This window comes from Pelagerythrobacter marinus, assembly GCF_009827515.1.
Lineage (GTDB): Bacteria > Pseudomonadota > Alphaproteobacteria > Sphingomonadales > Sphingomonadaceae > Pelagerythrobacter > Pelagerythrobacter marinus.
In genome coordinates this window covers 737,997-763,253 of record NZ_WTYO01000001.1, presented here as the reverse complement: position 1 = coordinate 763,253, position 25,257 = coordinate 737,997, and the positions used below count along the sequence as shown (strand labels likewise).

Annotated in this window: 22 protein-coding genes and 1 pseudogene; 8 read left to right on the top strand and 15 right to left on the bottom strand. The window is 68.7% G+C overall.

Annotated elements, in window-relative coordinates; all coding sequences use genetic code 11:
* The first annotated feature begins 15 nt into the window (after window positions 1–15).
* On the top strand, window positions 16–1,431 hold the full coding sequence (gene astD, locus GRI72_RS03750) for a succinylglutamate-semialdehyde dehydrogenase (RefSeq protein ID WP_202388927.1): 1,416 nt from the start codon (window positions 16–18) through the stop codon (window positions 1,429–1,431).
* 15 nt (window positions 1,432–1,446) lie between these two features.
* Here astD and GRI72_RS03745 read toward each other — a convergent pair whose 3' ends face one another.
* Window positions 1,447–2,181 (bottom strand): hypothetical protein, encoded by a 735-nt coding sequence (locus tag GRI72_RS03745; protein ID WP_160732560.1) that lies wholly within the window; start codon window positions 2,179–2,181, stop codon window positions 1,447–1,449.
* Window positions 2,182–2,270: 89 nt separating this feature from the next.
* Here GRI72_RS03745 and GRI72_RS03740 point away from each other — a divergent pair, with 89 nt between their 5' ends.
* The gene (locus GRI72_RS03740; RefSeq protein WP_160732559.1) at window positions 2,271–3,368 is read left to right on the top strand and encodes a PA0069 family radical SAM protein; all 1,098 of its coding nucleotides are present in this window, start codon (window positions 2,271–2,273) and stop codon (window positions 3,366–3,368) included.
* A gap of 187 nt (window positions 3,369–3,555) precedes the next feature.
* On the opposite strand, the gene GRI72_RS03735 is transcribed toward GRI72_RS03740, so the two are convergent.
* Both GRI72_RS03735 and GRI72_RS03730 read right to left on the bottom strand, forming a co-directional pair.
* Entirely contained in the window at window positions 3,556–3,984 is a 429-nt protein-coding gene (locus tag GRI72_RS03735) for a DUF1330 domain-containing protein (protein WP_160732558.1), read from the bottom strand.
* Window positions 3,981–5,606 (bottom strand): long-chain fatty acid--CoA ligase, encoded by a 1,626-nt coding sequence (locus GRI72_RS03730; protein WP_160732631.1) that lies wholly within the window; start codon window positions 5,604–5,606, stop codon window positions 3,981–3,983. The genes GRI72_RS03735 and GRI72_RS03730 overlap by 4 nt, the downstream gene beginning before the upstream one ends.
* 84 nt (window positions 5,607–5,690) lie before the next feature.
* On the opposite strand from GRI72_RS03730, the gene GRI72_RS03725 reads away from it, so the two are divergent.
* Window positions 5,691–6,092 carry a hypothetical protein gene (locus GRI72_RS03725; protein WP_160732557.1) on the top strand — a complete coding sequence of 134 codons (402 nt, stop codon included), beginning with the start codon at window positions 5,691–5,693 and terminating at the stop codon, window positions 6,090–6,092.
* Here GRI72_RS03725 and dnaE read toward each other — a convergent pair.
* From dnaE to GRI72_RS03700, 5 genes are all read right to left on the bottom strand, one after another.
* On the bottom strand, window positions 6,048–9,521 hold the full coding sequence (gene dnaE / locus GRI72_RS03720) for a DNA polymerase III subunit alpha (RefSeq protein WP_160732556.1): 3,474 nt from the start codon (window positions 9,519–9,521) through the stop codon (window positions 6,048–6,050). The genes GRI72_RS03725 and dnaE overlap by 45 nt on opposite strands.
* 130 nt (window positions 9,522–9,651) lie before the next feature.
* Window positions 9,652–10,131, bottom strand: a complete 480-nt coding sequence (locus GRI72_RS03715; RefSeq protein ID WP_160732555.1) for a glutathione peroxidase — start codon at window positions 10,129–10,131, stop codon at window positions 9,652–9,654.
* Window positions 10,132–10,158: 27 nt separating this feature from the next.
* Complete coding sequence (locus tag GRI72_RS03710; protein WP_160732554.1) at window positions 10,159–10,434, bottom strand: hypothetical protein; 276 nt, start codon at window positions 10,432–10,434, stop codon at window positions 10,159–10,161.
* A 49-nt stretch (window positions 10,435–10,483) separates the two neighbouring features.
* Window positions 10,484–11,158: an ABC transporter ATP-binding protein gene (locus tag GRI72_RS03705; protein ID WP_160732553.1), complete on the bottom strand. Its 675-nt coding sequence runs from the start codon at window positions 11,156–11,158 to the stop codon at window positions 10,484–10,486.
* Entirely contained in the window at window positions 11,151–12,392 is a 1,242-nt protein-coding gene (locus tag GRI72_RS03700) for a lipoprotein-releasing ABC transporter permease subunit (protein WP_160732552.1), read from the bottom strand. The genes GRI72_RS03705 and GRI72_RS03700 overlap by 8 nt, the downstream gene beginning before the upstream one ends.
* Before the next feature lie 164 nt (window positions 12,393–12,556).
* Here GRI72_RS03700 and purF point away from each other — a divergent pair, with 164 nt between their 5' ends.
* The 3 genes from purF (at window position 12,557) to GRI72_RS03685 (ending at window position 15,197) form a co-directional block, all read left to right on the top strand.
* Window positions 12,557–14,023 carry an amidophosphoribosyltransferase gene (gene purF, locus GRI72_RS03695; RefSeq protein ID WP_160732551.1) on the top strand — a complete coding sequence of 489 codons (1,467 nt, stop codon included), beginning with the start codon at window positions 12,557–12,559 and terminating at the stop codon, window positions 14,021–14,023.
* The gene (locus GRI72_RS03690; protein ID WP_160732550.1) at window positions 14,023–14,745 is read left to right on the top strand and encodes an SDR family NAD(P)-dependent oxidoreductase; all 723 of its coding nucleotides are present in this window, start codon (window positions 14,023–14,025) and stop codon (window positions 14,743–14,745) included. The genes purF and GRI72_RS03690 overlap by 1 nt, the downstream gene beginning before the upstream one ends.
* A gap of 101 nt (window positions 14,746–14,846) precedes the next feature.
* Window positions 14,847–15,197, top strand: coding sequence for a PilZ domain-containing protein (locus GRI72_RS03685; protein ID WP_160732549.1), 351 nt, complete (start codon window positions 14,847–14,849; stop codon window positions 15,195–15,197).
* Window positions 15,198–15,203: 6 nt separating this feature from the next.
* On the opposite strand, the gene GRI72_RS03680 is transcribed toward GRI72_RS03685, so the two are convergent.
* Together GRI72_RS03680 and GRI72_RS03675 are read right to left on the bottom strand one after the other, a co-directional pair.
* Complete coding sequence (locus tag GRI72_RS03680) at window positions 15,204–16,367, bottom strand: serine hydrolase domain-containing protein (RefSeq protein WP_160732548.1); 1,164 nt, start codon at window positions 16,365–16,367, stop codon at window positions 15,204–15,206.
* 5 nt (window positions 16,368–16,372) lie between these two features.
* The gene (locus GRI72_RS03675) at window positions 16,373–17,614 is read right to left on the bottom strand and encodes an SAM-dependent methyltransferase (RefSeq protein ID WP_160732547.1); all 1,242 of its coding nucleotides are present in this window, start codon (window positions 17,612–17,614) and stop codon (window positions 16,373–16,375) included.
* Between the two features lie 106 nt (window positions 17,615–17,720).
* Between GRI72_RS03675 and GRI72_RS03670 the strand changes: the two genes are divergently transcribed.
* Window positions 17,721–18,137 carry a hypothetical protein gene (locus tag GRI72_RS03670; protein WP_160732546.1) on the top strand — a complete coding sequence of 139 codons (417 nt, stop codon included), beginning with the start codon at window positions 17,721–17,723 and terminating at the stop codon, window positions 18,135–18,137.
* Here GRI72_RS03670 and GRI72_RS03665 read toward each other — a convergent pair.
* On the bottom strand, window positions 18,134–19,513 hold the full coding sequence (locus tag GRI72_RS03665; protein ID WP_160732545.1) for a cryptochrome/photolyase family protein: 1,380 nt from the start codon (window positions 19,511–19,513) through the stop codon (window positions 18,134–18,136). The genes GRI72_RS03670 and GRI72_RS03665 overlap by 4 nt on opposite strands.
* Window positions 19,514–19,554: 41 nt before the next feature.
* Here GRI72_RS03665 and GRI72_RS03660 point away from each other — a divergent pair.
* Window positions 19,555–20,232, top strand: a pseudogene (locus GRI72_RS03660) (phosphatase PAP2 family protein); the annotation flags it as partial.
* 11 nt (window positions 20,233–20,243) lie between these two features.
* On the opposite strand, the gene GRI72_RS14995 reads toward GRI72_RS03660, so the two are convergent.
* From GRI72_RS14995 to GRI72_RS03640, 4 genes are all read right to left on the bottom strand, one after another.
* On the bottom strand, window positions 20,244–21,278 hold the full coding sequence (locus GRI72_RS14995) for a metal-dependent hydrolase (RefSeq protein ID WP_419880231.1): 1,035 nt from the start codon (window positions 21,276–21,278) through the stop codon (window positions 20,244–20,246).
* Between the two features lie 120 nt (window positions 21,279–21,398).
* Entirely contained in the window at window positions 21,399–21,986 is a 588-nt protein-coding gene (locus GRI72_RS03650; RefSeq protein WP_160732543.1) for an EF-hand domain-containing protein, read from the bottom strand.
* Window positions 21,987–22,101: 115 nt separating this feature from the next.
* Window positions 22,102–23,136, bottom strand: a complete 1,035-nt coding sequence (locus GRI72_RS03645; RefSeq protein ID WP_160732542.1) for a thiamine pyrophosphate-dependent enzyme — start codon at window positions 23,134–23,136, stop codon at window positions 22,102–22,104.
* Complete coding sequence (locus GRI72_RS03640) at window positions 23,133–25,118, bottom strand: 2-oxoacid:acceptor oxidoreductase subunit alpha (RefSeq protein ID WP_160732541.1); 1,986 nt, start codon at window positions 25,116–25,118, stop codon at window positions 23,133–23,135. The genes GRI72_RS03645 and GRI72_RS03640 overlap by 4 nt, the downstream gene beginning before the upstream one ends.
* Window positions 25,119–25,257 lie beyond the last annotated feature (139 nt).

The window sequence follows — 25,257 nt, the reverse complement described above, 5'->3', positions numbered from 1 at the left end:
TCAGGGAATTAGGCTCTGGTGAGCAGTGAAATCGTTTCGTTCGAGCCCGCGACGGGCAAGGAATTGTGGCGCAGCGCGCCGGGCGACGTCGATGCGACGGTGGACCGCGCCCGCCGCGCCTGGCCGGCCTGGGCGGCCCAGCCGCTGGCGACCCGGATCGAGCTGTGCCGGCGCTTCGCCAACGAAGTGCGCAAGAAGGCGGACGAATTCGCCGAACTGATCGCGCGCGAAACCGGCAAGCCGCTGTGGGAAGCGCACACCGAAGTCGAAACGGTGATCAAGAAAGTCGATATCTCGGTCACCGCCTATGCCGAGCGGACCGGGCAGAAGAAGCTCGACAGCGCGCTGCAGGGCAAGGCCGCGGTGCGGCACAAGCCGCACGGGGTCATGGCCGTGCTCGGCCCGTACAACTTCCCCGCGCACCTGCCCAACGGCCACATCGTGCCGGCGCTGATCGCGGGCAACGTCGTCGTCTTCAAGCCGAGCGAGAAGACCCCGGCCGTGGGCGAATTCCTGGTCGAATGCTTCCACCGCGCGGGGATTTCGGCCGCGGTCGTGCAATTGCTGGTCGGCGGGCCGGACGAAGGCAAGGCGCTGGTCGCCCACCGCGGGGTGGACGGGGTGCTGTTCACCGGTTCGGCCCAGGCCGGCATCGCGATCAACCGCAAGCTGGCGACCAGCCCGGGCAAGATCGTCGCGCTGGAAATGGGCGGCAACAACCCGATCGTGGCGATGGATACGCCCAAGATTTCCGACGCGGCGACGCTGGTGATCCAGTCCGCCTTCACATCCGCGGGACAGCGGTGCACCGCCGCGCGCCGGCTGATCGTGAAAGACAGCATGTACGACGATCTGGTGGCCGAGGTGAAGGCGCTGGCCGGGCGCATCCTGGTGGACGAACCCTTTGCCGATCCCGCGCCGTTCATGGGGCCGGTGATCGACAACCAGGCCGCCGACCAGCTGATGGAAAGCTTCCTCTACCTGCTGTCGAACGGCGGCAAGGCGATCCGCCACATGACGCGGCCGAACGACGACCTGCCCTTCCTCTCCCCGGCGATCATCGACACGACCGCGATGGCCGAACGGCCCGACGTGGAACTGTTCGGCCCCCTGCTGCAGGTGATCCGCGTGGCCGACCTCGACGAAGGGATCGCGGAAGCGAACAATACCCGCTTCGGCCTCTCCGCTTCGCTGATCGGCGGCACGCCGCAGGATTACAACCGGTTCTGGGCCAATATCCGCGCGGGGATCGTCAACTGGAACCGCCCGACCAACGGCGCATCCTCCGCCGCGCCGTTCGGCGGGGTCGGCCTCTCGGGCAACCATCGGCCGGCGGCCTACTACGCGGCCGATTACTGCGCCTATCCGGTCGCGAGCACCGAGATGGACCAGCCGCGCGCCAGCGTCGGCGTGGGGTTCAAGGACGCCTGAGCGGTCGCGACGGGGTCAGCGTGGCTGGCCCCAGGTGACCAGATCGACTTCGCTCGTCCCGTCCGGCGCCTTCCGGGCATAGACCGCGAACGCCGCCCGGCCCCGCGTTCCGCGCAGCACCTGTTCCTCGCCCATTACCGTGCGGGACGAACTGTAGCCCGCCCCCAGCGCCCGCGTGTGGTAGAACGCCAGCACTTCCTCCAGCGGCACGGGCGTGCGGAACACCGCGGCCCGCAGCGCGCAGCCGGGCGACGCATTGCCCATCGCATCCTGCGCGGCGGAGCGAGGGTAGAGAGGAAAGGTCTGCGGCATTCGCGCGGCCCAGATAAAGCCGCCCTGCGCCCGCCCCGCGCATTCGGCTCCGGCCCCCGACAGGATGGCCCGCTCGGCCAGCGAGAGGCGCGCGGCGAGCGGGGCCGCCTCCCCCTCGCCCGAAGGCGGCGGCAGGTCGATCATGGCATCGCGCCCGCCGACCAGCGCCAGCGCCTCCTCGCGCGCGGCATCGATCGCGCGCTGCGTGCGGTTGTCGAGCGGCAGGGCGTTGTCGATATTGACGGTGAGCGCGGCATTGCCCTCGTTCTGGCGCGAGAGGTCGGGATCGACCAGGATCGGATCGTTGATCGCTGCCAGCACCGCCGGATCGACCGCGCGCCCCGCCACGGGCGGATCGCTTTCGCCGCAACCCGCCAGCGCCAGCAGCGCCGCGCACGAGATCCCCCGCCGGATCGACCTGGCCCGCATCCTCGCCATGCCCCGCCCATAGCCGCCAATGTGCGAGAATATGGTTAATCGAAAAACGGGCTGGTGTACGGCTGATGTTCCCTATATGTTCTCACACCATGAAGCAACGCCGCGAACCCCCAGTGCATGGCAGGGGCGCCCAGTCGGGCGAGGTCCCGACGCGGTTCGGCCTGGCCACGCGTGAAGCCGACGGCGACTGGCGCGACCACGTCGAATCGCTCGACGGCCCGCCGGTCAGGCTGCGGACCACGGTGACCGAGGAAAACCCGAAGACGATCCTCAGCTTCAACCGCTCGCCCGACATTGCCTTCGACCGATCGATCAACGCCTATCGCGGGTGCGAGCATGGCTGCGTCTATTGCTTCGCGCGGCCGACCCATGCCTATCACGACCTGTCGCCGGGGCTGGATTTCGAAACGCAGCTGTTCGCCAAGCCCGCGGCGGCCGAGCTGCTGCGCGCCACGCTGGCCAAGCGCGCCTATCGCCCGCGCCCGATCGCGATGGGCACCAATACCGATCCCTACCAGCCGATAGAGCGGCGATACCGGATCACGCGGCAGGTGCTGGAGGTGTGCCTCGACGCGCGCCATCCGGTGACGATCACGACCAAGTCCGACCGGGTGCTCGACGATCTCGACCTGCTGACACAGCTCGCGCGGCACAGGCTGGTGGCGGTGGCGATCTCGGTGACGACGCTCGACCCGAAGCTGTCGGGCAAGCTCGAACCGCGCGCAGCCGCCCCGGCCAAGCGGCTCGCCGCGCTGGGCAAACTGGTCGACGCCGGGGTGCCTGCGCACTGTTCGATCGCGCCGATCATCCCCGCGATCACCGACGCCTTCATGGAAGAGATCGTCCAGCGCGCCGCCGCGCTGGGCGTGCGATCGGCCGGATGGATTCCGCTGCGCCTGCCGCACGAGGTCGCCCCGCTGTTCCGCGAATGGCTATCCGTCCATTTTCCCGAGCGCGGCGACAAGGTCATGGCCATCGTCCGCTCGATCCGCGCCAAGGACGGACAGGGGCGCGACAACGATCCCGATTTCTTCACCCGCATGAAACCGCGCGGCGTCTGGGCCGACCTGTTCCGCGCCCGCTTCCGCCTCGCCTGCAAGCGCGCCGGGATCGGCAAGACGCGCTTCGAACTCGACTGCTCGCAATTCCGCCGACCCGAGGTGAGCGGACAGATGCGGTTGTTCTAGCGCGATGAGAGGGAAGTTCGCACCATCGAAAGCGCGCCACCCTGAACCTGTTTCAGGGTCCATGCCTCCTCTCGCGCCAACAGTGTCGGCATGCACGTTGGATGCTGAAACGCGTTCAGCATGACGGGTAGAGCAGGGAACTTCGATCGCAGGTGGCTTGGTCCTGGACGGCGCGAATTTGCCCCCGTCAAAACCCCTCGCCGCCTTCGCGCGGCTTGAAGCGGACGAGGCGGCTGTCGGCCAGGGCGGCGGTGCGGTTGACCACGGCCTGCTGGTAATCGGCGTCCTTGATCATTTCGAAGAAGGCCGCGCTGTTCGGATACTGCGCGACGAAGCCGTCGTGCCAGCGGCGGTCTTCGGGGCCGGTGACCATCGCCTGGAACGCGCCGCGCCAGACGATCGTGCCGCCCACCCGGCGGAAGATCGGCCCGCTGGTCTTGCCGTATTCCTCGTAGGCGCGGCGCCCGCTCCAGCCCTTGTCCGCGTGTTCGTGGCCCTCCGGGTACTCGGCCCGTTCGCGATAGAGCAGGAGGTTGAGCATGTGGATCGGCTCGTCGCGCGGCAGGGCCTTGAAGGCGTCGAAATTCGCGCGGCTCGGGTCGATGTAGGCGGTCATTCGGCGGCCTCCAGCGTATAGTCGGCGAAGCGGGCGCGCAGGTCCTTCTTGCTGATCTTGCCGGTCGCGGTGTGCGGGATGTCGTCGACGAACTCGACCGCGTCGGGCAGCCACCACTTGGCCACCAGCGGCTCGAGATGGGCGATCACCTCTTCCGCCGTGCATTCGCAGCCTTCCTTGGCGACCACGAACAGCACCGGGCGCTCGTCCCACTTGGGGTGCGGCATTCCGATCGCCGCCGCCTCGGCCACCTTGGGATGGCCGCAGGCCGCGTTCTCCAGCTCGACCGAGCTGATCCATTCGCCGCCGGACTTGATCACGTCCTTGGTCCGGTCGGTCAGTTGCAGCGTCCCGTCGGGGTGGAGAATGCCGACGTCGCCGGTGTTGAACCAGCCATCCTCGGTCACCGCGTCCTCTTCAGCCTTGAAATAACGCTTGATGATCCACGGCCCCCGGATCTGGAGCGCGCCCGCGCTCTTGCCGTCGCGCGGCAGTTCCTTCGTCCAGTCGTCGAGATCGACCGTGCGCAGTTCCACCCCGAAGACCGGGCGGCCCTGGCGGGTGACGATGTCCACCTGCTCCTCGAACGAGAGGCTGTCCCAGTCGGGCGTCGGCGCGCCGACGGTGCCGATGGGGGAGGTTTCGGTCATGCCCCAGGCATGGGCGACGCGGCTGCCGTTCTTCATCAGCCGCTCGATCATGAAGCGCGGCGCGGCCGAACCGCCGATAATCGCCTGCTGCAATTTGGGCAGCGGGGTTCCGGTGCTGTCGCAATACTGGAACATCGCCAGCCAGACGGTCGGCACCCCGGCCGAATGGGTCACCCCCTCGCGTTCCATCAGGTTGCACAGCACGGCCGGGTCGTTGACCGCGGCATAGACGAACTTGACCCCGGTGATCGCCCCGGCCCAGGGCAGGCCCCAGCTCGCGGCGTGGAACATCGGCACGACCGGCAGCATGACGCTGCGCGCATCGAAGTCGAAGGCATTGGGCTGGATGCCCGCCATGGCGTGGATCATGGTCGAGCGGTGTTCGTAGAGCACGCCCTTGGGATTGCCCGTCGTGCCGCTGGTGTAGCAGAGCATGCACGGATCGCGTTCGTCGACCGCGACCCAGGCGGTGTCGCCGTCGTGCGCGCCGATCCAGTCCTCGAAGCCCAACGCCCCGGAATCTGGCCCCCCGAACCCTTCGGGCGGGTCGTAGCAGACGTAGTGTTCGATCGTCGTCCACTTGTCGCGCATCTTGTCGACGATCGGCTGGAAGGCCGCATCGTAGAGCAGAACGCGGTCTTCCGCGTGGTTGGCGATATATTCGAGCTGGTCCTCGAACAGGCGCGGGTTGATCGTGTGCAGCACGCCCCCGGCCCCGGCCACGCCGTACCAGCTGACGAGGTGGCGCGAATGGTTCATCGCCAGGGTCGCCACGCGGTCGCCCTTGGCGATCCCCAGCGCGCGCAGGGCCTGCGTCATGCGTAGCGCGTCGTGGCGAATGCTGGCCCAGGTGGCGCGGGTTTCCGTCCCGTCGGCCCAGTAGGTGACATGTTCGCGCGACCCGTGTTCGCGCGCGGCATGGTCGATCAGGTGGGTGACCACCAGGTCCCAGTCCTGCATCGCTCCGAGCATCATCGTCCTCTCCCCATTCGATTTCGCTTTGCCACTTTCATGCCCATGCTTGCGCGGCAATGCAATCGGCTCCACTAGCGCGGAATGAGCCTGCTCCAGCAAGTCAAAATGGTCATCATCGAATACACGCACCTGGCGAAGGACGCGCTGCACATCTACGTCGCGCTGGCCATCATGCTGGGCGCCTGCTTCGCCTTCGGGTGGAAGGTGCGCCAGTGGCGCCCCTGGCTGCTGGTCCTGGCGGTCGCTCTCGCGGGCGAATACTGGGACTGGCTTGAAAACAGGAGCGTCGGCCGCACCCCCGATTACGACGGGCACTGTAAGGACGTGTGGAACACGATGCTGGTGCCCACGATCCTGCTGCTCGCGGCGCGCTACACGGCGATCTTCGACAAGGCCCCGCCGGCGAGCGAGGAAGCCCCCCCGCCGCGCGAGAATCGCTCAGGCGACGAGGCGCAGGTGCCCGGCCCCGCGGCGGGTGGTTAGCGAGACCTTGTCCAGCCCCGGCACTTCGGCCAGGCGCTCGGCCAGTTCGCCGTCGATCTGGTAATCGCGCCCCAGCCGCAGCAGCGGCTCTTCCCCCGTCCCCGTCTTCAGGCGGACATAGACCTCGCCGTGGCCCGGCGTGCCGATCGCCAGCGCCATCTTCAGCTCGCTCAGCGCCTCGACCGTCGCGACTTCCATCGTCAGGACCATGCGCGAGCCGCTCTTGACCTCGTCCAGCGGGCGCGCGCCGCGCACGGTGACGCGCGGCGGCTCGTCCGGGCTGGGGCTGTCGAGCTCGACGTTGAGGAGGACGCAAGCGCCCTCCGCGGCCCATTTCTGGAAGCTTTCGACCAGCGATTCCTCGAAACAGGCGGCGCTGAACTGGCCGGTGCTGTCGGAGAAATCGGCGCGCACGAACTCGCCCCCGCGGCGGGTGCGGCCCTTGTTCACTTTCTCCACCATCGCCGCCATCACCGCCGGCTGGCGCCCGCCGGCCGGCCCGCCGCCTTCCATCAGGCTCTGGTAACTGCGCGCGCCGTTGGCGCTGGCGATCGCGCGATACTGCTCCACCGGATGGGCGGAGAAATAGAAGCCGAAGTTCTCCCGCTCGTTCGCCATCCGCTCCGACCGGCTCCACGGCTCGGCCGCTTTCAGCCGCAGCGTGTCGCCCGCGGCCTCTTCCCCGCCGAACAGCCCCGCCTGGCCGCTTTCGCGCTCGCGGTTGGCGGCCTCGGCCACGGCCAGGAGCATGTCGATATTGGCGTGGAGCCTCGCCCGGTCGGGCTCGAGGCTGTCGAGCGCGCCGGCGCAGATCAGCCCTTCGAGCTGGCGGCTGTTCATCGAGCCCTTGGGCAGCCGTTCGAACAGGTCCTGCAGGCTTTCGAACCAGCCGTTCGCCTCGCGCTCGGCAACCAGCGCCTCCATCGCCTTCTCGCCGACGTTGCGAATGCCCGCCAGGGCATAGCGCACGGCATAGCCTTCGTCGGTCCGCTCGACGGTGAACTCGGCCTCCGACCGGTTGACGTCGGGCGCGCGGACCTCCACCCCTCCGCGCCGCGCATCGTCCACGAACAGCGCCAGTTTTTCCGACTGGTGCATGTCGAAGCACATCGACGCGGCGTAGAACTCTTCCGGGTAATGCGCCTTGAGCCATGCGGTCTGGTAGGCGAGCAGCGCGTATGCGGCGGCGTGCGACTTGTTGAAGCCGTAGCCGGCGAACTTGTCGATCAAGTCGAACAGCTCGTTCGCCTGCTTCGCCTCGATCCCCGAAACCGCCTTGCACCCTTCGACGAAGCGTTCGCGCTGGGCGTCCATCTCGGCCTGGACTTTCTTGCCCATCGCGCGGCGCAGCAGGTCGGCATCGCCGAGCGAATAGCCGGCGAGGATCTGCGCCGCCTGCATGACCTGTTCCTGGTAGACGAAGATGCCGTAAGTCTCGGCGAGGATCTGCTCCAGCTTGGGATGCGGATACTCGATCGGCACTTCGCCCGCCTTGCGCTTGCCGAACAGCGGGATGTTGTCCATCGGCCCCGGGCGATAGAGCGAGACGAGCGCGATGACATCCTCGAACTTGGTCGGCTTCACCGCGGTCAGCGTCCGCCGCATCCCCTCAGATTCGAGCTGGAAGACCCCGACCGTGTCGCCGCGCTTGAGCAATTCGTAGACCGCCGGATCGTCCCACGCCAGCTGCCCCAGATCGACCGTGATGCCCCGCTTGCCGAGCAGCTGCACGGCCTTCTGCAGGACCGAGAGGGTCTTGAGCCCGAGGAAGTCGAACTTCACCAGGCCCGAGCTTTCGACATGCTTCATGTCGAACTGCGTCACCGGCATGTCCGAGCGCGGATCGCGGTAGAGCGGGACCAGCCTTGCCAGCGGCCGGTCGCCGATCACCACGCCGGCCGCGTGGGTCGAGCTGTTGCGCGGGAACCCTTCGAGCTGCATCGCCAGATCGACGAGGCGCTTGACCTCGTTGTCGTTGTCGTACTCGCGCTTGAAATCGGCCGCGCCGTTCAGCGCGCGCGGCAGGGTCCACGGGTCGGTCGGGTGATTGGGCACCATCTTGCACAGCCGGTCCACGTGGCCGTAGCTCATCTGCAGGATGCGCCCGCAATCGCGCAGCACGGCGCGCGCCTTCAGCTTGCCGAAAGTGATGATCTGCGCGACGTGGTCGTGCCCGTACTTGCGCTGGACGTAGCGGATCACTTCGCCGCGCCGGGTTTCGCAGAAGTCGATGTCGAAGTCCGGCATCGAAACGCGTTCGGGGTTGAGGAAGCGCTCGAACAGCAGGCCCAGCCGGATCGGGTCGAGATCGGTGATCGTCAGCGCCCAGGCGACGAGGCTGCCCGCGCCCGAACCGCGCCCCGGGCCGACCGGGATGTCCTGTTCCTTGGCCCACTTGATGAAGTCGGCAACGATCAGGAAGTAGCCGGGAAAGCCCATCCCGACGATGATGTCGACTTCGAAATCGAGCCGCTCGAAATAGACCTTGCGCTCTTCCTCGCTCAGATCCTCGTAGGCCGAAAGGCGCGCCTCCAGCCCCTTGCGCGCGTCCTCCGCCAGCATCCGCGCCTCGCCTTCCAGATCGCCGGCCAGGCTGGGCAGGATCGGGGCGCGGTTGGGCGGCGCAAAGGCGCAGCGCTGCGCCACGACGAGGGTGTTGGCGGTCGCCTCGGGCAGGTCGTCGAACGTCCCGGCCATCATGTCGGCCGGCTTGACCCAGGCCTCGCGGTTGGAGCGCGCGCGATCCTCCGCCTCGATATGGGTCGATCCGGCGATGCACAGCATGGCGTCGTGCGCCTTGTACATGTGCGGTTCGGCGAAGTTGGCCGGGTTGGTCGCCACCAGCGGGATGTCGCGGCGGTAGGCGAGATCGATCAGCGCCTCTTCCGCGGCGTCCTCCACCGGGTCGTCGCGCCGCGCCAGCTCGATGTAGAGGCGCTCGCCGAACAGGCTCTCCAGCCGTTCGAGCAGCGCCTCGGCATGGTCGTGCTGCCCTTCTGCCAGCAGGCGGGTCAGCGCGCCCTCGCTCGCCCCCGTCAGCGCGATCAGCCCCTCGGTCCGCCCCTCCAGGTCGGCCATCGCGACATGCGGTTCCAGCTCCAGCGGCCGGTCGAGGTGGGCGCGGCTGACGAGGTGGCACAGGTTGTCCCACCCCGCCTCGTCCTGCGCGTAGAGCGGAAGATAGTCGATCTGGCGCCCTTCGGCATCGCGGGCAACGCCGAGCAGGGTGCCGACAATCGGCTGGATACCCTCGTCGAAGCAGGCCTTGGCGAACATGACCGCGCCGTAGAGCCCGTTGCGGTCGCAGATCGCGATCGCGGGAAAGCCGCGTTCCTTCGCCAGTCGGGCGATCGCCTTGGGGTCGATCGCACCTTCGAGCATCGAGTAGGACGAGAGCACGCGAAGGGGAACGAACGGCGCGAAGGACATCGCGCGAATATGCGGGCGCGGGGCGGATTCGCCAAGGGGCGGCGGCCGCGTTTCCCCGGCCCGCTGTGCCCCGGGCGCGTATCCGGCGCGCCCCGGGGGCCGGCCGGCGCGCCATCGACCGAACCGCCCGCTAGAGCAGCGCCTCGATATCGGCGGCGAGCTTCTCCGGCTTGTCGGTCGGGCCGTAGCGGCGCACGACGTGCCCCTCGCGGTCGACGAGGAACTTGGTGAAGTTCCACTTGATCGCCTTCGACCCCATCAATCCGGGCGCCTCGCGCTTCATCCAGTCGAACAGCGGCGATGCGCCCGCGCCGTTGACCTCCACCTTGGCCATCAGCGGAAAGCTGACGCCGAAATTGACCTGGCAGAACTGCGCGATCTCTTCGGCATCGCCGGGTTCCTGCCCGCCGAACTGGTTGCAGGGGAAGGCGAGCACCTCGAACCCGCGATCGCGGTACTTGCGCCAGAGCGTTTCGAGCCCCTCGTACTGCGGCGTGAAGCCGCACTGGCTGGCGGTGTTGACGACCAGCAGGACCTTGCCCCGCTTCGCCGCGAGATCCACCGGCGTGCCGTCGTTGGCGGCGACGGTGAAATCGGCAATCGTGGTCATTGCGGTCCCCTCCCCTTGTCGCGGGCTTCAGCCCGGAAAGTCGTCGCGCGCGGCAAGCGCCTCGATCTCCGCGCGTTTCAGCCGGTGGTCGCCGGCCTTCTGGATCACGAAGTCGCCGCGCCGCTCGGGCGGATAGGCCATGACCTGGGCGACCATTTCGGCCAGCGTGCCGCTGCGCAGGCCCTTGGCCCCGTCGAGGACGCCCTGCCCGTCGTCTGCCTCGTGGATCGAGGCGCGGTCGTCCCACTGGACCCCTTCCTGGTGGGTCCGCACGGCCTTGTAGGTGCTGGGATGGTCGGTCATGCAAAATCCTCCTTTGCATGGCCAACGCCCGAAAGGCCCGCCGGGTCCGCTATTCCAGCAACCCCTCGTGCAGGCGCAGGACGCGGTCCATCTTCGCCGCCAGCCGTTCGTTGTGCGTCGCCACCAGCGCCGCGCTCCCCTCCCCGCGGACGAGCGCGAGGAACTGTTCGAGCACGCGGTCGGCCGTGTGCTCGTCGAGGTTGCCGGTCGGTTCGTCGGCGAGCACCAGGGTCGGCCGGTTGGCCAGCGCGCGCGCGACGGCGACGCGCTGCTGCTCGCCGCCCGAAAGCTGGCTGGGGCGGTGTTCCAGCCGCTGCGCCAGGCCGAGCGCGGACAGCAGCTCGCGCGCCCGCTCGGCCGCTTCCTCGCGCCCCCGGCCGGCGACGAGCTGGGGCAGGATCACGTTCTCCTCCGCGTTGAAATCGGGCAGGAGATGGTGGAACTGGTACACGAAGCCCAAGTGCTCGCGCCGCACGCGGGTCCGCCCGTCCGAAGGCAGCGCGCTCGCCTCGGTCCCGGCGATCGCGATGCTGCCGCCGAAGCCCCCTTCGAGCAGGCCGACCGCCTGGAGCATCGTGGACTTGCCCGATCCCGAGGGGCCGAGCAGCGCGACGATCTCGCCCGGTGCGATCTCGAGGTCGATCCCGCGCAGGACGTCGATGCGTTCGCCGCCCTGTTCGAAACTGCGGGTGAGGCCGGAAAGGCGGACGACGGCGTCACTCATAGCGCAGGACCTGTACCGGATCGGTGCTCGAGGCCTTGAACGCCGGGTAGAGCGTGGCGAGGAAGCTGAGCACGAGGGCCAGCGCGACGATTCCCGCGATCTCCAGCGGATCGACCCGCGCGGGCAATGTCGAAAGGAAACGGATCGACGGGTCCCACAGGTTCTGTCCGGTGACGACCTCGATCACTTTCACGATCTGTTGGCGAAAGGCGAGGACCAGGAAGCCGAGCACGAGCCCGGCGACCGTGCCCAGCGCGCCGACGGTGAACCCGGTCGTGACGAAGATCTTCAGCAGGCTGCGCCGGGTTGCGCCCATCGTGCGCATGATCGCGATGTCGCGCGTTTTCGCGCGGACCAGCATGACCAGGCTCGAAAGGATGTTGAACGCCGCGACCAGGACCATGAAACTCAAGGCGAAGAACATCGCCACCCGTTCGACCTGCAGCGCCTCGAACAAAGTCGAATTGATCGTTTTCCAGGTGTTGACCACCGCCCGCCCGTCCAGCTGGCGGCGGATCGGTTCGAGGATTTCCTCCACCCTGTCGGCATCGGTCGTCGTGATCTCGATCATGCCCACGGTATCGCCCATCAGCAGCAATTGCTGCGCGTCGCGCATGGGCATGACGACGAACTGGTCGTCGTAATCGTAGATCCCGACCTCGAATATCGCCGCGACGCGGTACCCCACCTGTCGCGGCATCGTGCCGAACGGCGTCGTGCGCCCTTCGGGGTTGTAGAGCGTGATCGTGTCCCCCACGCGCAGGCCCATGTTGGCCGCCAGGCGCGATCCCAGCGCGACGTTCTTCGCCCCGCCGCTCAGCTCGGTCAGGTTCCCGGCGACCAGGTTGGGCGCCAGGTTGCCGATGTCTTCCTGCGTGTTGCCGCGCACCAGCACGCCGGCGATGCGGCCGTTGTAGCTGGCCATCAGCGGCTTTTCGATCAGCGGGGATGCGCTGACCACGCCGGGCGTTTCGCGCGCGTCGCGCAGCACGTCTTCCCAGTTGTCGAGCCGCTCGCCATAGGCCTGGACGATCGCGTGGCCGTTCAGCCCCACGATCTTGTCCAGCAGCTCGGCCCGGAAACCGTTCATCACGCTCATCACGATCACCAGCATGGCGACCGAGAGCATGACCACGCCGACGCTGATCCCGGCGACCAGGGCGATGAACGCCTCGTTCCGTCCGGGCAGCAGGTAACGCCGGGCGATCGTTCGTTCGAAGAGGGAAAGTACCAAGGGCGCGGGGTCTTTTTGTTGTTGGGTCGCTGCGGCTTTAGGGTCGCTTTGCTGACGGCGCAATGAATCCGTGCCGTGCGCCGCGGCGGGCCACGCTACCCTTGTAATCGGCCGGTAACATCGCCATTGAGCGCGGCGAGACGCGCAACCCGGATCGCACCGTCATGAACATCACCCACCCGTTCCGCGACGAGGACGGCGACAAGCTCCGCGAGGAGTGCGGCGTCTTCGGCGCGATCAACGCTTCCGACGCGGCCGCGGCGACCGCGCTCGGCCTCCACGCCCTGCAGCACCGCGGCCAGGAGGCCGCCGGCATCACCAGCTTCGACGGGGGCGAGTTCTACCAGCGCCGCGGGCTGGGCCAGGTGGCGGAGAACTTCTCTTCCAGCGAGGCGATTTCCGAACTGCCCGGATTCATGGCCGCCGGGCACGTGCGCTATTCCACCACCGGCGGATCGGGCCTGCGCAATATCCAGCCGCTCTATGCCGATCTTGCCAGCGGCGGTTTCTCGGTCGCGCACAACGGCAATATCTCCAACGCCGGCACCTTGCGGCAGGAACTGGTCGGCAAGGGCGCGATCTTCCAGTCCACCTCGGATACCGAGGTGATCATCCACCTCGTCGCGACCAGCCGCTACCCGACGATGAGCGACCGCCTGATCGACGCGCTGCGCCTGATCGAGGGGGCCTATGCCCTGATCGTGATGACGCCGGAGGGGATGATCGCCTGCCGCGACCCGCTGGGCATTCGCCCGCTGGTGATGGGCAAGATGGGCGATGCCACCGTCTTCGCCAGCGAAACGGTCGCCTTCGACGTCGTCGGGGCCGAGTTCGTCCGCCAGGTCGAACCGGGCGAGCTGGTCAAGGTCGATTTCGACGGCAACATCGATTCGCTCCACCCCTTCGGCAACCACAGCCCGCGCCCCTGCATCTTCGAGCACGTCTATTTCAGCCGGCCCGATTCGATCTTCGACGGGCGCAGCGTCTATGCCGCGCGCAAGGCGATCGGCGAACAGCTGGCGATCGAGAACCCGGTCGAGGCGGACCTCGTCGTGCCGGTGCCCGACAGCGGCGTGCCGGCGGCGATCGGCTATGCCCAGCAGTCGGGCGTGCCGTTCGAACTGGGAATCATCCGTTCGCACTATGTCGGGCGCACCTTCATCCAGCCGAGCGACGGCGTTCGCCATTCCAGCGTCAAGCGCAAGCACAATGCCAACCGCGCGCTGGTGGAAGGCAAGCGGATCGTGCTGATCGACGATTCGATCGTGCGCGGCACGACCAGCATGAAAATCGTCGAGATGATGCGCGAAGCCGGGGCGACCGAAGTGCACTTCCGCGTCGCCAGCCCGCCGACCGCGCATTCGTGCTTCTACGGCGTCGATACGCCCGAACGCTCCAAGCTGCTGGCCGCGCGGATGGAGATCGAGCCGATGCGCGAGTTCATCAGGGCCGACAGCCTCGCCTTCGTCTCGATCGACGGGCTCTACCGCGCCGTCGGGCACGAGCCGCGCGACGCGGCCTGTCCGTCGTTCTGCGATGCCTGCTTCACCGGCGATTATCCGACCCCGCTGACCGACCTCGCCAACCGCGAGCGCCGCGATGCCCAGCTTTCCTTCGACAAGGTTGCCTGATGGCCGACAGCACGTCTCTGGAGGGCCGCGTTGCCCTGGTTACCGGCGCGAGCCGCGGGATCGGCGCGGCGAGTGCGACCGCGCTGGCCGCCCGGGGCGCCCACGTGATCCTGACCGGGCGCGACGTGCGCGCGCTGGAAGCGGTGGAGGACGCGATCCACGAAGCCGGCGGCACGGCCACGATCGCGCCGCTCGACCTGGCCGAACAGGACGGGATCGCCCGCCTCGCCGCGGCGGTCGCCGGACGGTGGGACAAGCTCGATATCCTGGTGATCGCGGCGGCCTATCTCCCCACGCTCACCCCGGTCACCCAGATCGAGCCCAAGCAGTTCGCCCAGGCGGTGACCACCAACCTGCTCGCGACCCAGGCGCTGATCGCCGCCTTCGACCCGCTGCTGAAGCGTAGCGACGGCGCACGGGTCGTCGGCCTGACCAGCAGCGTGGGGGCCGATGCGCGGCCGTTCTGGGCCGCCTACGGATCGACCAAGGCGGCGTTCGAATCGCTGCTCGACAGCTATGCGGAGGAAGTCCGCAAGCTGGGCGACATCCGGGTCGCGATCGTCGATCCGGGCGCGACCCGCACCGCCATGCGGGCCAAGGCCTATCCGGGCGAGGACCCGGCCACGGTCAAGGAACCGGCGGTCGTGGGCCGGCGGATCGCGGACCTGGTGGGCGAGGATTTCCCCACCCGCCACCGCGAACGCGTGGTGAATCCGGCTTAACCCTTTTCCGCAACCTCGCCGAAAGCAGGCGGGCACAGCATTCGCTCCAGTCCCCGCGCGCGCGGCGTGCGCGCGACGGCAAGCGAAAGGGTAACCAAGCCATGCCGGTCGATTCCTTCGATCGCTATTCGATCGCCGCGCAGGAAGATCGCTGCGCCCCGCGGACCAAGCTGACCATCCCGGCGCAGCTGCGCGCCTCGGGCGGGAAAGCGTTCCAGACCGTGGTCCACGACCTGTCGGTCTCCGGCTTTTCCGCCGCCGCGATCAACCGGATGCACCCGGGGCAGCTGTGCTGGCTGACCCTGCCCGGCCTCGGCGCGCTCCAGGCCGAGGTGATCTGGTGGGACAATTGCCAGGTCGGCTGCTCGTTCGCCGAACTGCTGAGCCCGGTCGTCCACGACAACATCGTCGCCCGGCACACCAGCAGCCCGGTCTTCCGCTCCGCCTGCTGACCGCGCTCAGCGCGCGTCGATCAGCGTCCGCCACAGCTTCATGCGCGTTTCCGCCAGGCCGGCGTCGGTCGCCACGCGGTAATTCGACACGATCGCGACGACCATGTTCCGTTCGGGCACGACGATGACGTATTGCCCGAAGATCCCCTGCCCGCCGAAGAAACCGCCGGGGTAGGACCACCACTGGTAACCGTATCCATGCCCTTCGCCCAGGTCGACCATCGGCGCGCCGGCACGCCCGAACCAGCCCTCCGGAACGGAAGGCTGCGCGCCTTCGAGCACCCACTGGCCCATGCGGGCATAGTCGGAAAGGCGGATCGACAGGCAGCAGCCGCCCACGTTGCCGCCGGTGAGGTCGGTCATCCAGAACAGGTCGCCCGCGAACCCGGCCGGATCGACGATCTTGTCCTTCGCATAGGCCGCCAGCGAACGCCCGGTGGCCGCGGCGACGATATCGCCCAGCAGGTTCGTCTCCAGCGTCTTGTAGAGCCATTTCTCGCCCGCGGGCGCCTCGCGCGCCAGCGTCCGGGCGAACGTGACCGACTGGGTTTCGCCTTCGCGCGGCGCGATCATCAGCATTCGCGCCACGTCGCTGTCGGGATCGGCGTAGTCTTCGTTCCAGGCAACGCCCGAAGTCATCGTCGCGACCTGTTCCACCGTCACCCCGTCGTAGGCCGTGCCGGCGAGTTCGGGCAGGTAATCGGTCACCGGGTCGGAAAGGCTGGCGATGTGCCCGTCCTTCACCGCCGCGCCGAGCAGGGTCGAGGTGAAGCTCTTGGCCACCGAGAAGCTGGTCCAGCGCTGCTGCGGCCCGAAGCCGAGCCGGTACTTCTCCAGCCGCACCTTGCCGTCCTGGATCACCATGATCCCGGCCGCGTTCAGTTCCGCGAGGTAGCCGTCGACCTGCGCCAGCGTCGCCGCGTCGAACGGTTCGCCCGCCGCAAACCGGCGCGGATCGGGCGCGGCGGCGACCTCGGTGCCGGCGAAGTAGTCCTCCATCCGGCGGAAGCGGTCGGCGCGCGTGGCGTCGTCCCAGAACAGGACCTGCTGGTCCTCCAGCGTGACCGAATCGGGTTGGCGCGTCTCGCGGACCTGCGGCTCGGGCACGGTATTCGCCTGGGCGCAGCTCGCCAGCAGCGCCGCGCCCAGCGCCAGTTTCCAGTTCGGCATTCCTCTCACCTTTCCTTGATCAGCGTAACCTGGTGAACGTCGATCCCGCCCCCGCGGAACCCGCCCTCGCAATACATCAGGTAATAGCGCCAGAGGCGCCGGAACCGCTCGTCGAACGCGGCCGGCAGGCGCCCTTCCTCCACCGCGCGGTCGAACCGCGCGCGCCAGGTCCGCAGCGTGCGGGCATAGTCCTGCCCGAACGATTCGCAGTCCGCCCAGCGCAACCCGCGTTCGCGCGCGAGTCGCTCGAACTCGCGCGTGCGGATCAGCAGCCCGCCGGGGAAGACATAGGCCTGGATGAAATCGGCGCTGCGGGCATAGGCCTCGAACAGGCTGTCCTTCATCGAAATGAACTGGATCGCGGCCCGCCCGCCGGGCTTCAGGCAACGGGCGATGCAGTCGAAATAGCTCGGCCAGTACTCGCGCCCGACCGCCTCGACCATCTCGACGCTGACGATCGCGTCGAAACGCTCGTCCACGTCGCGGTAATCCTGGTGGCGGAAATCGATCGCCGGGTCGTGCCGCTCGCGCGCCCAGGCCAGTTGCTCGTCCGACAGGCTGATCCCGACGACGCGCGCGCCGGCGGCGGCGAACCGGTGCGAGAGGCCGCCCCAGCCGCAGCCGATCTCCAGCACCGAGGCCGGGTCGCCCACCCGCCGGGCCAGCCGTTCCCACTTGCGCCGCTGCGCCGCCTCGAGGTCGTCGCCCTCGCCCCAGATCGCGCTGGAATAGCTCATCGTCGGGTCGAGCCACTGGGCGTAGAAATCGTTGCCGAGGTCGTAATGGACGTGGATGTTCCGCGCCGCGCCCTCGTGCGTGTTGCGGTTCATCCAGTGCGCCGCCCGCGCCGCCCAGCGGAACGGGCCGCGCGCCCTGCCGGTATCGCCCAGGGCATCGCCATTGGCCATGAAAAGCGCGAACAGCGGCACCGGGTCGGGGCTGTCCCACTCGCCCGCTTCCCAGGCCTGGAACCAGCCGATCGAGCCGTTGGTCGCCAGTCGCATCAGCGCGCGCCAGTCGTGCACGGTGACTTCGGCGTCGAAGCCCGGCGCGCGCCCGCCCAGGACGCGGGTGGAGCCGTCGGGCAGGTGGCCGGTGATCGATCCCCGCTCCAGCCCGCTGTCGATCCGGTCGAGGATCTTGTGGAAGCCGGGCGCGAACACCCGCGCGAGCAGGCCCGGGCTGCGCTCGAACCGGGCGCCGCCTGTCAGAAGGGATTCGCCCCTGCCTAGCCCCTCCGCTTTCATGCCCCGATCTATGGACCGGGCGCGGTGCCGGTTCAAGCATGCGATCGGCGCGCCAAACCGGCGCGCGGCGTGCTATGATCCCCGCCAGGTTGGAGAAAGGATGCAGATGACCAGTCCGGCAGTGCGCAACGTCGTCGCCACGATCGCGGGGATCGTGGTCGCGGTCACCGTGGTCTTCGTGATCGAGGGGATCGGCCACGCGCTCTTCCCCCCGCCCCCGGGGCTGGACCTCGCCGCGGCGGAAGATCGCGAACGGTTGATGGAACTGATTCCCACCGGGGCCAAGGTGGCGGTCGTCGCCGGCTGGTTCCTGGGCGCGCTGGCCGGGGCCTGCACCGCGATCGCGGCCTCCCGGCGGGTGCTGATGGCCTGGATCGTCGGGCTGGCGATCGCGCTCGCCGGGGTATGGACGACGCAGATGTTCCCCCACCCCGACTGGATGCTCGCCTCGGCCGCGGTCCTGCCGCTGGTGGCCGTCCTCGTCGCCAAGCGGCTGATGGCGGGCCGGATCGTCGCTGCCTAGGCTTTCGCCGCGCGATAGGCCTCCAGCGCCCGCTCGCGCGCTTCGCGATGGCCGATGATCTTCGCCGGATAGGCGCCGCGCGCTTCGTCGGGCGGATCGTGGATCTGGCCGTCGGGAAGATCGGCCAGTTCGGGCACATGGCGGCGGATATAGCCGGCTGCGTCGAACTTATCGCTCTGGCGCAACGGGGCCATGATGCGTGGGAACATGTTGCTGTCCACCCCCGTGCCGGCGACCCATTGCCAGTTGACCGCGTTGTTGGCGTAATCGGCATCGACCAGGCAATCCCAGAACCAGCGTTCGCCGAAAGTCCAGTCGATCAGCAGGTGCTTCACCAGGAAGCTGGCGCAGACCATCCGCGCGCGGTTGTGCATCCAGCCGGTCTGCCACAGCTGGCGCATCCCGGCATCGACCAGCGGGTAGCCGGTCCGCCCCCGCTGCCACGCGCGCAAGTCCTCCGCGATAAGGTGACCGCGGTTCGGGTTGCGCCAGATATCGTCCAGCCCTTCGCGGTAGCTGGCCCGGCCATAGCCGGGGAACTGGCAGACCACGGTCTGGGCATAGTCGCGCCAGAGCAGTTCCCCGGCGAACGTCGCCCAGCCCTCCCCCCGGCGGCCCTTGAGCGCGTGCCAGACCTGCGCGGGAGAGATCTCCCCCCAGTGCAAGTGCGGCGAGAGGCGCGAGGAACCGTCCTCGGAAGGCATGTCGCGGCTCTCGTGATAGGTGGAAACCGCGCCGGCCCAGCGCTCGAGCCGGTCGTGCGCGGCCGCTTCGCCGACGTCCCAGGCCTCGCGCAGCCCGCCCGCCCAGTCGGGCGCGGTGGGCAGGAGGTTCCAGTCGTCCAGCGCGTCGCTGTCGGGCCAGCTATCCGGCAGCGCGATCCGCGCCGGTTCGGGCAGGCAGGCGCGCGGCGGCATCTCGGCCAGCATGGCCTTCGCGAAAGGCGTGTAGATCTTGTAGGGATCGCCCGAACCCGTGGTCACGAACCCGGGAGGAGCGAGGTAGTTGCCATCGTGCAGGACCAGGTCGAGTTCCGCCCCCAGCCGGCTTTCCGCTTCCTGCCACCACGGCTCGTAATGGCGCACGGCGTGGACGGCGCCCGCCCCGGCCGCCTGCGCGATCGTGGCCAGGTGCTGGACCGCGTCGCCGCGGCGCAGGACGATTCGCGAGCGGTGCCGCGCGAGCGACCGCCCGAGGCTGTCGAGCGAGTGGTGCAGCCACCAGCGCGCCGCGCCGCCGGGCGCATGGTCGCCCGGGGCATCCTCGTCGAGCACGAAGACCGGGATGACCGGCCCCCCCTGCGCCGCCGCGTGGAAGGCGGGCTGGTCGGCCAGGCGCAAGTCGCGCCGCAGCCACACGATCTGCGGCGAAGTCATGCCCCGGGGAACGGGAACGGCCGCCCCCAGGTTCCCCGGGCATGAACGATCCCGCCCGCCAGGGCCATCACCTGCCCGCCGAAACCGTCCGCCTGCCGGCGCGCGGATTCGCGATCGACCGGCGCAAGGCGGCCGTCGCGGGCCTCGCGTGCTGGGCCGGCTTCGCCCTCGTCGCCTGGCTCCTCGCGGGCGGACACGCCGCCGGGTTCGACCGCGCGGGCCTGGTGCTGGCGCGAAGCGGGGAGGAGCTGGCGCTGGCCGGGCCGCCCCTGCTGCGCGAGATCGTGCGCGACGTGACCGCGCTGGGCGGCGTGTTCCTGCGCAACCTCTTCGCAGTAGCCGCCATCGTCGCGCTCGCGTTCCTGAGGCTGCGACGCGAGGCGGTGCTGCTGGCGATGACGGTGGTCGCGGGCTGGCTGGTCAATACCGGGGCCAAGCACCTGGTCGGGCGAGAACGGCCCGAGATCGTGCCGCGGCTGATGGAAGCGGGCGGGCAGAGCTTCCCCTCGGGCCACAGCTTCAACGCGGCGGTGGTCTATATCGCGATCGCGCTCGCCTTCGCCGCGCTGAGCCGGCGCCACGCGGTGCGCTACACGGTGGTCGGCGCGGCCATGGTGGTGAGCGCGATGGTCGCCTGGAGCCGCGTCATGCTGGGGGTCCATTTCCCGACCGACGCGATCGCGGGCTGGCTGGGCGGGGCCGGCTGGGCCTTCCTCGCGGCGGCCCTGCTCTATCGCCCGGCCCGGGCGGCGGCGGACAGCGAGGCGGTGGAGCGCCTGGCCCCGGCCCCTCGCCAGCCGAGCGGTTCGCAAGGTATGCCGGGCAAGGCGACCGAGAACCGGTCGCGCGCGCGCGGATCGTAGAAACGGGCATCGCGCAGGACGAGCGATCCGTTTGGCGATCCATCCGGCGAACCGTCGGGCGCCCGTTCCGCGAAGGGTGCGCGCGACCAGAAAAGGAACGCCGCCGCCTGGGCATTGCCCGCAAGGGTGCCCTCGTCCGGCAGGGCGCATTGCTGCCGCGGGGGCGCGCGATATCCATGGCCGTCGGCCGCGCCGGTCCAGTGGGAGGACCACCAGAGGCCGTCGGCCGTGCGGATGATCCGCTCCCGCTCCCAGAATGCCAGCGGCACCGGCGCGGCGATCGCCACCTCGGGATAGGGTTCGGCCATCAGCGCGCCCGTCTGGCGCTCGAAATAGGTGATGCCCCCGTTCAGCCCGACGTAGGCCAGCGCCACCGCGATCGCGATCCGCGCCGGCCGCCGCCACTCCCCGCCGCGCTTCTCGCGCCGGAGCGAGAACCACGTGGCGAGGCCCAGCAGGGCCCAGAGCCAGACGTCGATGATGAACAGCGTGTCGCCGTAGAACCAACGGCTGGAAAACGGCTCCAGCAGGCGAATGCCGTAGACGTTGAGCCAGTCGAGCGCCGGGTGGGTGAGGCAGCCGATGAAGGCGAGCGCGTAGAGCCAGCCGAACCGCACAGGCAAGCGCCCTTCGGGCCGCGTCCCGCGCCGTTCCTGCCACCGGTCGAAGGCGTAGAGCAGCCCGGCCAGGACCAGCGGCAGGAGAACCCAGGCGATCGGCCCGTGGGTGATCCCGCGGCGGAAGCCGAGGTGCTCGACCCCTTCGAGCCAGAAGAAACAGGCCGCGTCGACATCGGGCAGGTTGGCGCCGATCACCAGCGCGGGCATGGCGAGGCCGGTCTTCCGCTTCAGCCCCGCCTGTCCGATCAGCGCCCCGACGAGGCTGTGCGTCAGATTGTCCACGTCGTCTCCGTCCCGATTCGCGCCCCTGCGCCGGCCCGGCCTGCGCGGTAACGCGGTTCGGGCGAATCAAAAAGGGCGGCGAAAACCTCGCCGCCCTCTCGTCGTCCGCTGTCGGCGCCGTCAGGCGACGTCGGCCCCGCTGCGGGCGGCCTGGAATTCGGATTGCGACAGGTAGGTGTCGCCGTCGCGGTCGTAGTAGAAGAACGAATCCGCGGCCTTGTTGGCCTGTTCCGCCGTCACGCGCGGGGCGTTCTGGTCGTCGGGACGCGGCGCCGTGGGGTCGAGCGGGATGGCCCAGATCGCATATTCGGCGACCGAGAGCTGCCCGTCGTCGTTCCGGTCGAGATAGGCGAAAGTCATGTTCTCGCGCGCGCGCATGTTGGTCTGCGGATCGCGCGGGGCGGACGCGGCCTGGGCCTCGGCAGGATCGTCGGCATCGCTGCCGGTCGGTTCGGCCGGTTCGGACATGATGTCGTCGCGATAGGTGCCGTATTCTTCCTGGAAGGCGGTTTCGTCGAACGCGTCGCGGCGCGCCTGCGCCTCTTCAGTCAGCGTGTAGTCGCGGGTCGAGGGATCGAATTCGGCCGTTTCGGACAGGTCTTCCTCGACCATCGCGTTGTCGGTTTCGGCCACCTCGGGTTCGCCGCACGCGGCGAGGGCAAATGCGAGCGCGCTCGCCGTGGCGAGGGAGGCGTTGAGCTTCTTCATCGAACTCTCCTTCGTATGACCTGCCAGTGGGGCAGGCTTCACGGCACGAACGAACGAGCCGGCGGAAGGTTCAGAAAAAGCGTCCAATTCTTGTCAGGCGGCGGAAAATCCCGCGTCAGACCGGGTCCTGCGCGGTTCCGCTGACGGTCCAGGTCTGCCCCTTGCCCAGCAGCCGCGCGAGGTCGGCTTCCTTGCCCGCGCTGGCCTGGGCGCGTTCCTCGATCACCGCGGTCTCGAAAGTCGGGCGCGGATCGTCGTAGAGGACGCCCAGTGCCATCGGGAACGGGCCGAACGGCATTTCCACCAGCATGTGCGCGATCGAGCGGTTGGCCGCGTCGTGCACGATCACCCCGGCCGCCTGCCAGTCGCCATCGACGACATCGACGACTTCGAGGCATAGCTTGTCGCGGTTGAGCGTGATGCCCCTGGTGCCGCCGGCGAACAGCATCGGCTCGCCGTGTTCCAGCCAGAGCTGCTGCGCCTCGGCCCCCTTGGGGGCGGCGAAATCCTCGAATACGTCCTTGTTGTAGACGATGCAGTTCTGGAAGATCTCGATGAAGGCCGCGCCCTGATGGGCATGGGCCGCCTTCAGCACTTCGGGCAGCTTCTTCGACACGTCGAACCCGCGCGCCACGAAGCGCGCGCCCGAACCGAGCGCGAAGGCCGCCGGCCGGGCCGGGTGGTCGTAGCTGCCCAGCGGGGTGGAGGGCGACTTGGTCCCCTCGCGGCTGGTCGGCGAGTACTGGCCCTTGGTCAGGCCGTAGATCTCGTTGTTGAACAGCATGATCTGCATGTTCACGTTGCGCCGCAGCACGTGCATCAGGTGATTGCCGCCGATCGACAGGCCGTCGCCGTCGCCGGTCACCAGCCAGATGTCGAGATCGGGATTGGCCAGCTTCACCCCCGTCGCCACGGCCGGCGCGCGCCCGTGGATCGTGTGGAAGCCATAGCTTTCCATGTAATAGGGGAACCGGCTGGAACAGCCGATGCCGCTGATGAACACGGTGTTCGCCGGGTCGGCCCCGATCTGCGGCAGCGTGCGCTGCACCGCCTTGAGGATCGCGTAGTCGCCGCAGCCCGGGCACCAGCGAACCTCCTGGTCGGTTTCCCAGTCCTTGAGCGTGGTTTCGATTTTCACTGGTGCGTTCACGAGCCGTGCTCCTGCGATTGCGGCGAGGCCTTGGCGTTCAGCGAGCCGTCGTCATGCCCCGATTCCAGGTGCGGCAACTGCTCTTCGTTGACCGGGACCTGCCCGCCCTCGTTGTCGGCAATGCCGTCGAAGTACTTGCCGATCGCCTCTTCCAGCTCGGCGATCTGGAACGGCTGGCCGCTGGTCTTGGTCAGCGGCTCGGCGTCGATCAGGAACTGGTCGCGCAGCACGGTCTTGAACTGGCCGGTGTTCATCTCGGGCACGAGGACCTTGTCGAAACGCTTGAGCAGAGCGCCGAGGTTGGCCGGCAGGGGCCAGATATGGCGCACGTGGACGTGGCTGACGTCGTGCCCCTTGCGCCGCGCGCGGCCCACGGCCTGGTGGATCGGGCCGAAGGTCGAGCCCCAGCCGACGACCGCCAGCCGGCCGCTCTCGCCGCCGAGGCAGACGTCCTGGTCGGGCACCGTCACGCCCAGGACCTTGTCCTTGCGCGCATCGGTCATCGCCTGGTGGTTGTCGGGCGAATAATCGATGTGGCCGGTATCCACCGCCTTCTCGATCCCGCCGATGCGGTGCATCAGGCCGGGGGTGCCGGGCTTGATCCACGGGCGCGCGCCCTTCGCATCGCGCTTGTACGGCAGCAGGGTGTCGCCGGCGTTCTTCTCCGCCAGGAACGTGGCCGGGAACCTGGCATAGGCCGCCGGATCGGGCACCTTCCACGGCTCGGCCGCATTGGCGATATAGCCGTCGGTCAGCAGCATGACCGGGGTCATGTATTCGACCGCGATGCGGCAGGCCTCGATCGCGCAGTCGAACGCGTCGCCCGGGCTGCGCGCCGCGATCACCGGCATCGGCGCGTCGCCGTTGCGGCCGTAGACGGCCTGGTAGAGATCGCTCTGCTCGGTCTTGGTCGGAAGCCCGGTGGACGGGCCGCCGCGCTGCGAATTGACGATCACCAGCGGCAGCTCGGTCATGATGGCAAGGCCCATCGCCTCGCCCTTCAGCGCGATGCCCGGCCCGCTGGAGGAGGTTACCCCCAGGCTGCCGGCATAGCTGGCGCCGATCGCCGCGCAGATGGCCGCGATCTCGTCTTCCGCCTGGAAGGTCGTGACGCCGAATTCCTTCAGCCGCGCCAGGTGGTGCAGGATCGCGCTCGCCGGCGTGATCGGATAGCCGCCGAAGAACATCGGCAGTTCGGCCAGCTGCGCGCCCGCGACGAGGCCCAGCGAGACCGCCTCGGCCCCGGTGATCGTGCGGTAGAGGCCCGGCTCGCTCGGCACCGGATCGACGTGGACCTGCTTCAGCGGGCCCGAAAGCTCGGCCGTTTCGCCATAGGCATGGCCGGCATCGAGCGCGGCGATGTTGGCATCGGCGATCTCGGGCTTGTTGCGGAATTTTTGGCGCAGCCAGTCGTGCAGCGGCTCGCGCGGGCGGTCGAACATCCACAGCGCCAGCCCCAGCGTCCACATGTTCTTGCAGCGCAGGGCATCCTTGTTGCCGAGGCCGAAGGGCTTGACCGCCTCGATCGTCAGCGCGCTGATGTCGAACGCCAGCAGGTCGTATTTCGCCAGGCTGCCGTCTTCCAGCGGGTTGGCCTCGTACTTCGCCTTGTCGAGGTTGCGCTTGGTGAACTCGCCGGTGTCGGCGATGATCAGCCCGCCCGGCTTCAGCGCGGCGAGGTTCACCTTCAGCGCGGCCGGGTTCATCGCCACCAGGACATCGGGCGCGTCGCCGGCGGTGTTGATCTCGCGGCTGCCGAAATTGATCTGGAACGCCGATACGCCGAACAGCGTGCCCTGCGGGGCGCGGATCTCGGCCGGGAAGTCGGGGAACGTGGCCAGGTCGTTGCCCGCCAACGCGGTCGAGAGGGTGAACTGCCCGCCCGTCAGCTGCATGCCATCGCCGGAATCTCCGGCGAAACGCACGACTACGGCATCGGGGGAATCCGCTTCACGCGGGGTTGCGGCGGCCTGACTAGCCATCGAAATTCCTTTTCGCGCACCGCCCGCGGGCGATGCATTCTTCTCGGGGGGCGGCACCTATGCACCCTCCCCCTCTCCCGCAATGAAGTTTTTCTCCCCGGGGCGCAAAATGTCGAGTGGAAAACCGCACTTTGCGCGC

What these genes read in the sequence shown, in the direction of transcription:
- GRI72_RS03745 (WP_160732560.1), bottom strand. Translation starts at nt 2,181, where the DNA reads ATGGCGAGGATGCGGGCCAGGTCGATCCGGCGGGGGATCTCGTGCGCG.
- GRI72_RS03740 (WP_160732559.1), top strand. Translation starts at nt 2,271, where the DNA reads ATGAAGCAACGCCGCGAACCCCCAGTGCATGGCAGGGGCGCCCAGTCG.
- GRI72_RS03735 (WP_160732558.1), bottom strand. Translation starts at nt 3,984, where the DNA reads ATGACCGCCTACATCGACCCGAGCCGCGCGAATTTCGACGCCTTCAAG.
- GRI72_RS03730 (WP_160732631.1), bottom strand. Translation starts at nt 5,606, where the DNA reads ATGCTCGGAGCGATGCAGGACTGGGACCTGGTGGTCACCCACCTGATC.
- GRI72_RS03725 (WP_160732557.1), top strand. Translation starts at nt 5,691, where the DNA reads ATGAGCCTGCTCCAGCAAGTCAAAATGGTCATCATCGAATACACGCAC.
- dnaE (WP_160732556.1), bottom strand. Translation starts at nt 9,521, where the DNA reads ATGTCCTTCGCGCCGTTCGTTCCCCTTCGCGTGCTCTCGTCCTACTCG.
- GRI72_RS03715 (WP_160732555.1), bottom strand. Translation starts at nt 10,131, where the DNA reads ATGACCACGATTGCCGATTTCACCGTCGCCGCCAACGACGGCACGCCG.
- GRI72_RS03710 (WP_160732554.1), bottom strand. Translation starts at nt 10,434, where the DNA reads ATGACCGACCATCCCAGCACCTACAAGGCCGTGCGGACCCACCAGGAA.
- GRI72_RS03705 (WP_160732553.1), bottom strand. Translation starts at nt 11,158, where the DNA reads ATGAGTGACGCCGTCGTCCGCCTTTCCGGCCTCACCCGCAGTTTCGAA.
- purF (WP_160732551.1), top strand. Translation starts at nt 12,557, where the DNA reads ATGAACATCACCCACCCGTTCCGCGACGAGGACGGCGACAAGCTCCGC.
- GRI72_RS03690 (WP_160732550.1), top strand. Translation starts at nt 14,023, where the DNA reads ATGGCCGACAGCACGTCTCTGGAGGGCCGCGTTGCCCTGGTTACCGGC.
- GRI72_RS03685 (WP_160732549.1), top strand. Translation starts at nt 14,847, where the DNA reads ATGCCGGTCGATTCCTTCGATCGCTATTCGATCGCCGCGCAGGAAGAT.
- GRI72_RS03680 (WP_160732548.1), bottom strand. Translation starts at nt 16,367, where the DNA reads ATGCCGAACTGGAAACTGGCGCTGGGCGCGGCGCTGCTGGCGAGCTGC.
- GRI72_RS03675 (WP_160732547.1), bottom strand. Translation starts at nt 17,614, where the DNA reads ATGAAAGCGGAGGGGCTAGGCAGGGGCGAATCCCTTCTGACAGGCGGC.
- GRI72_RS03670 (WP_160732546.1), top strand. Translation starts at nt 17,721, where the DNA reads ATGACCAGTCCGGCAGTGCGCAACGTCGTCGCCACGATCGCGGGGATC.
- GRI72_RS03665 (WP_160732545.1), bottom strand. Translation starts at nt 19,513, where the DNA reads ATGACTTCGCCGCAGATCGTGTGGCTGCGGCGCGACTTGCGCCTGGCC.
- GRI72_RS03650 (WP_160732543.1), bottom strand. Translation starts at nt 21,986, where the DNA reads ATGAAGAAGCTCAACGCCTCCCTCGCCACGGCGAGCGCGCTCGCATTT.
- GRI72_RS03640 (WP_160732541.1), bottom strand. Translation starts at nt 25,118, where the DNA reads ATGGCTAGTCAGGCCGCCGCAACCCCGCGTGAAGCGGATTCCCCCGAT.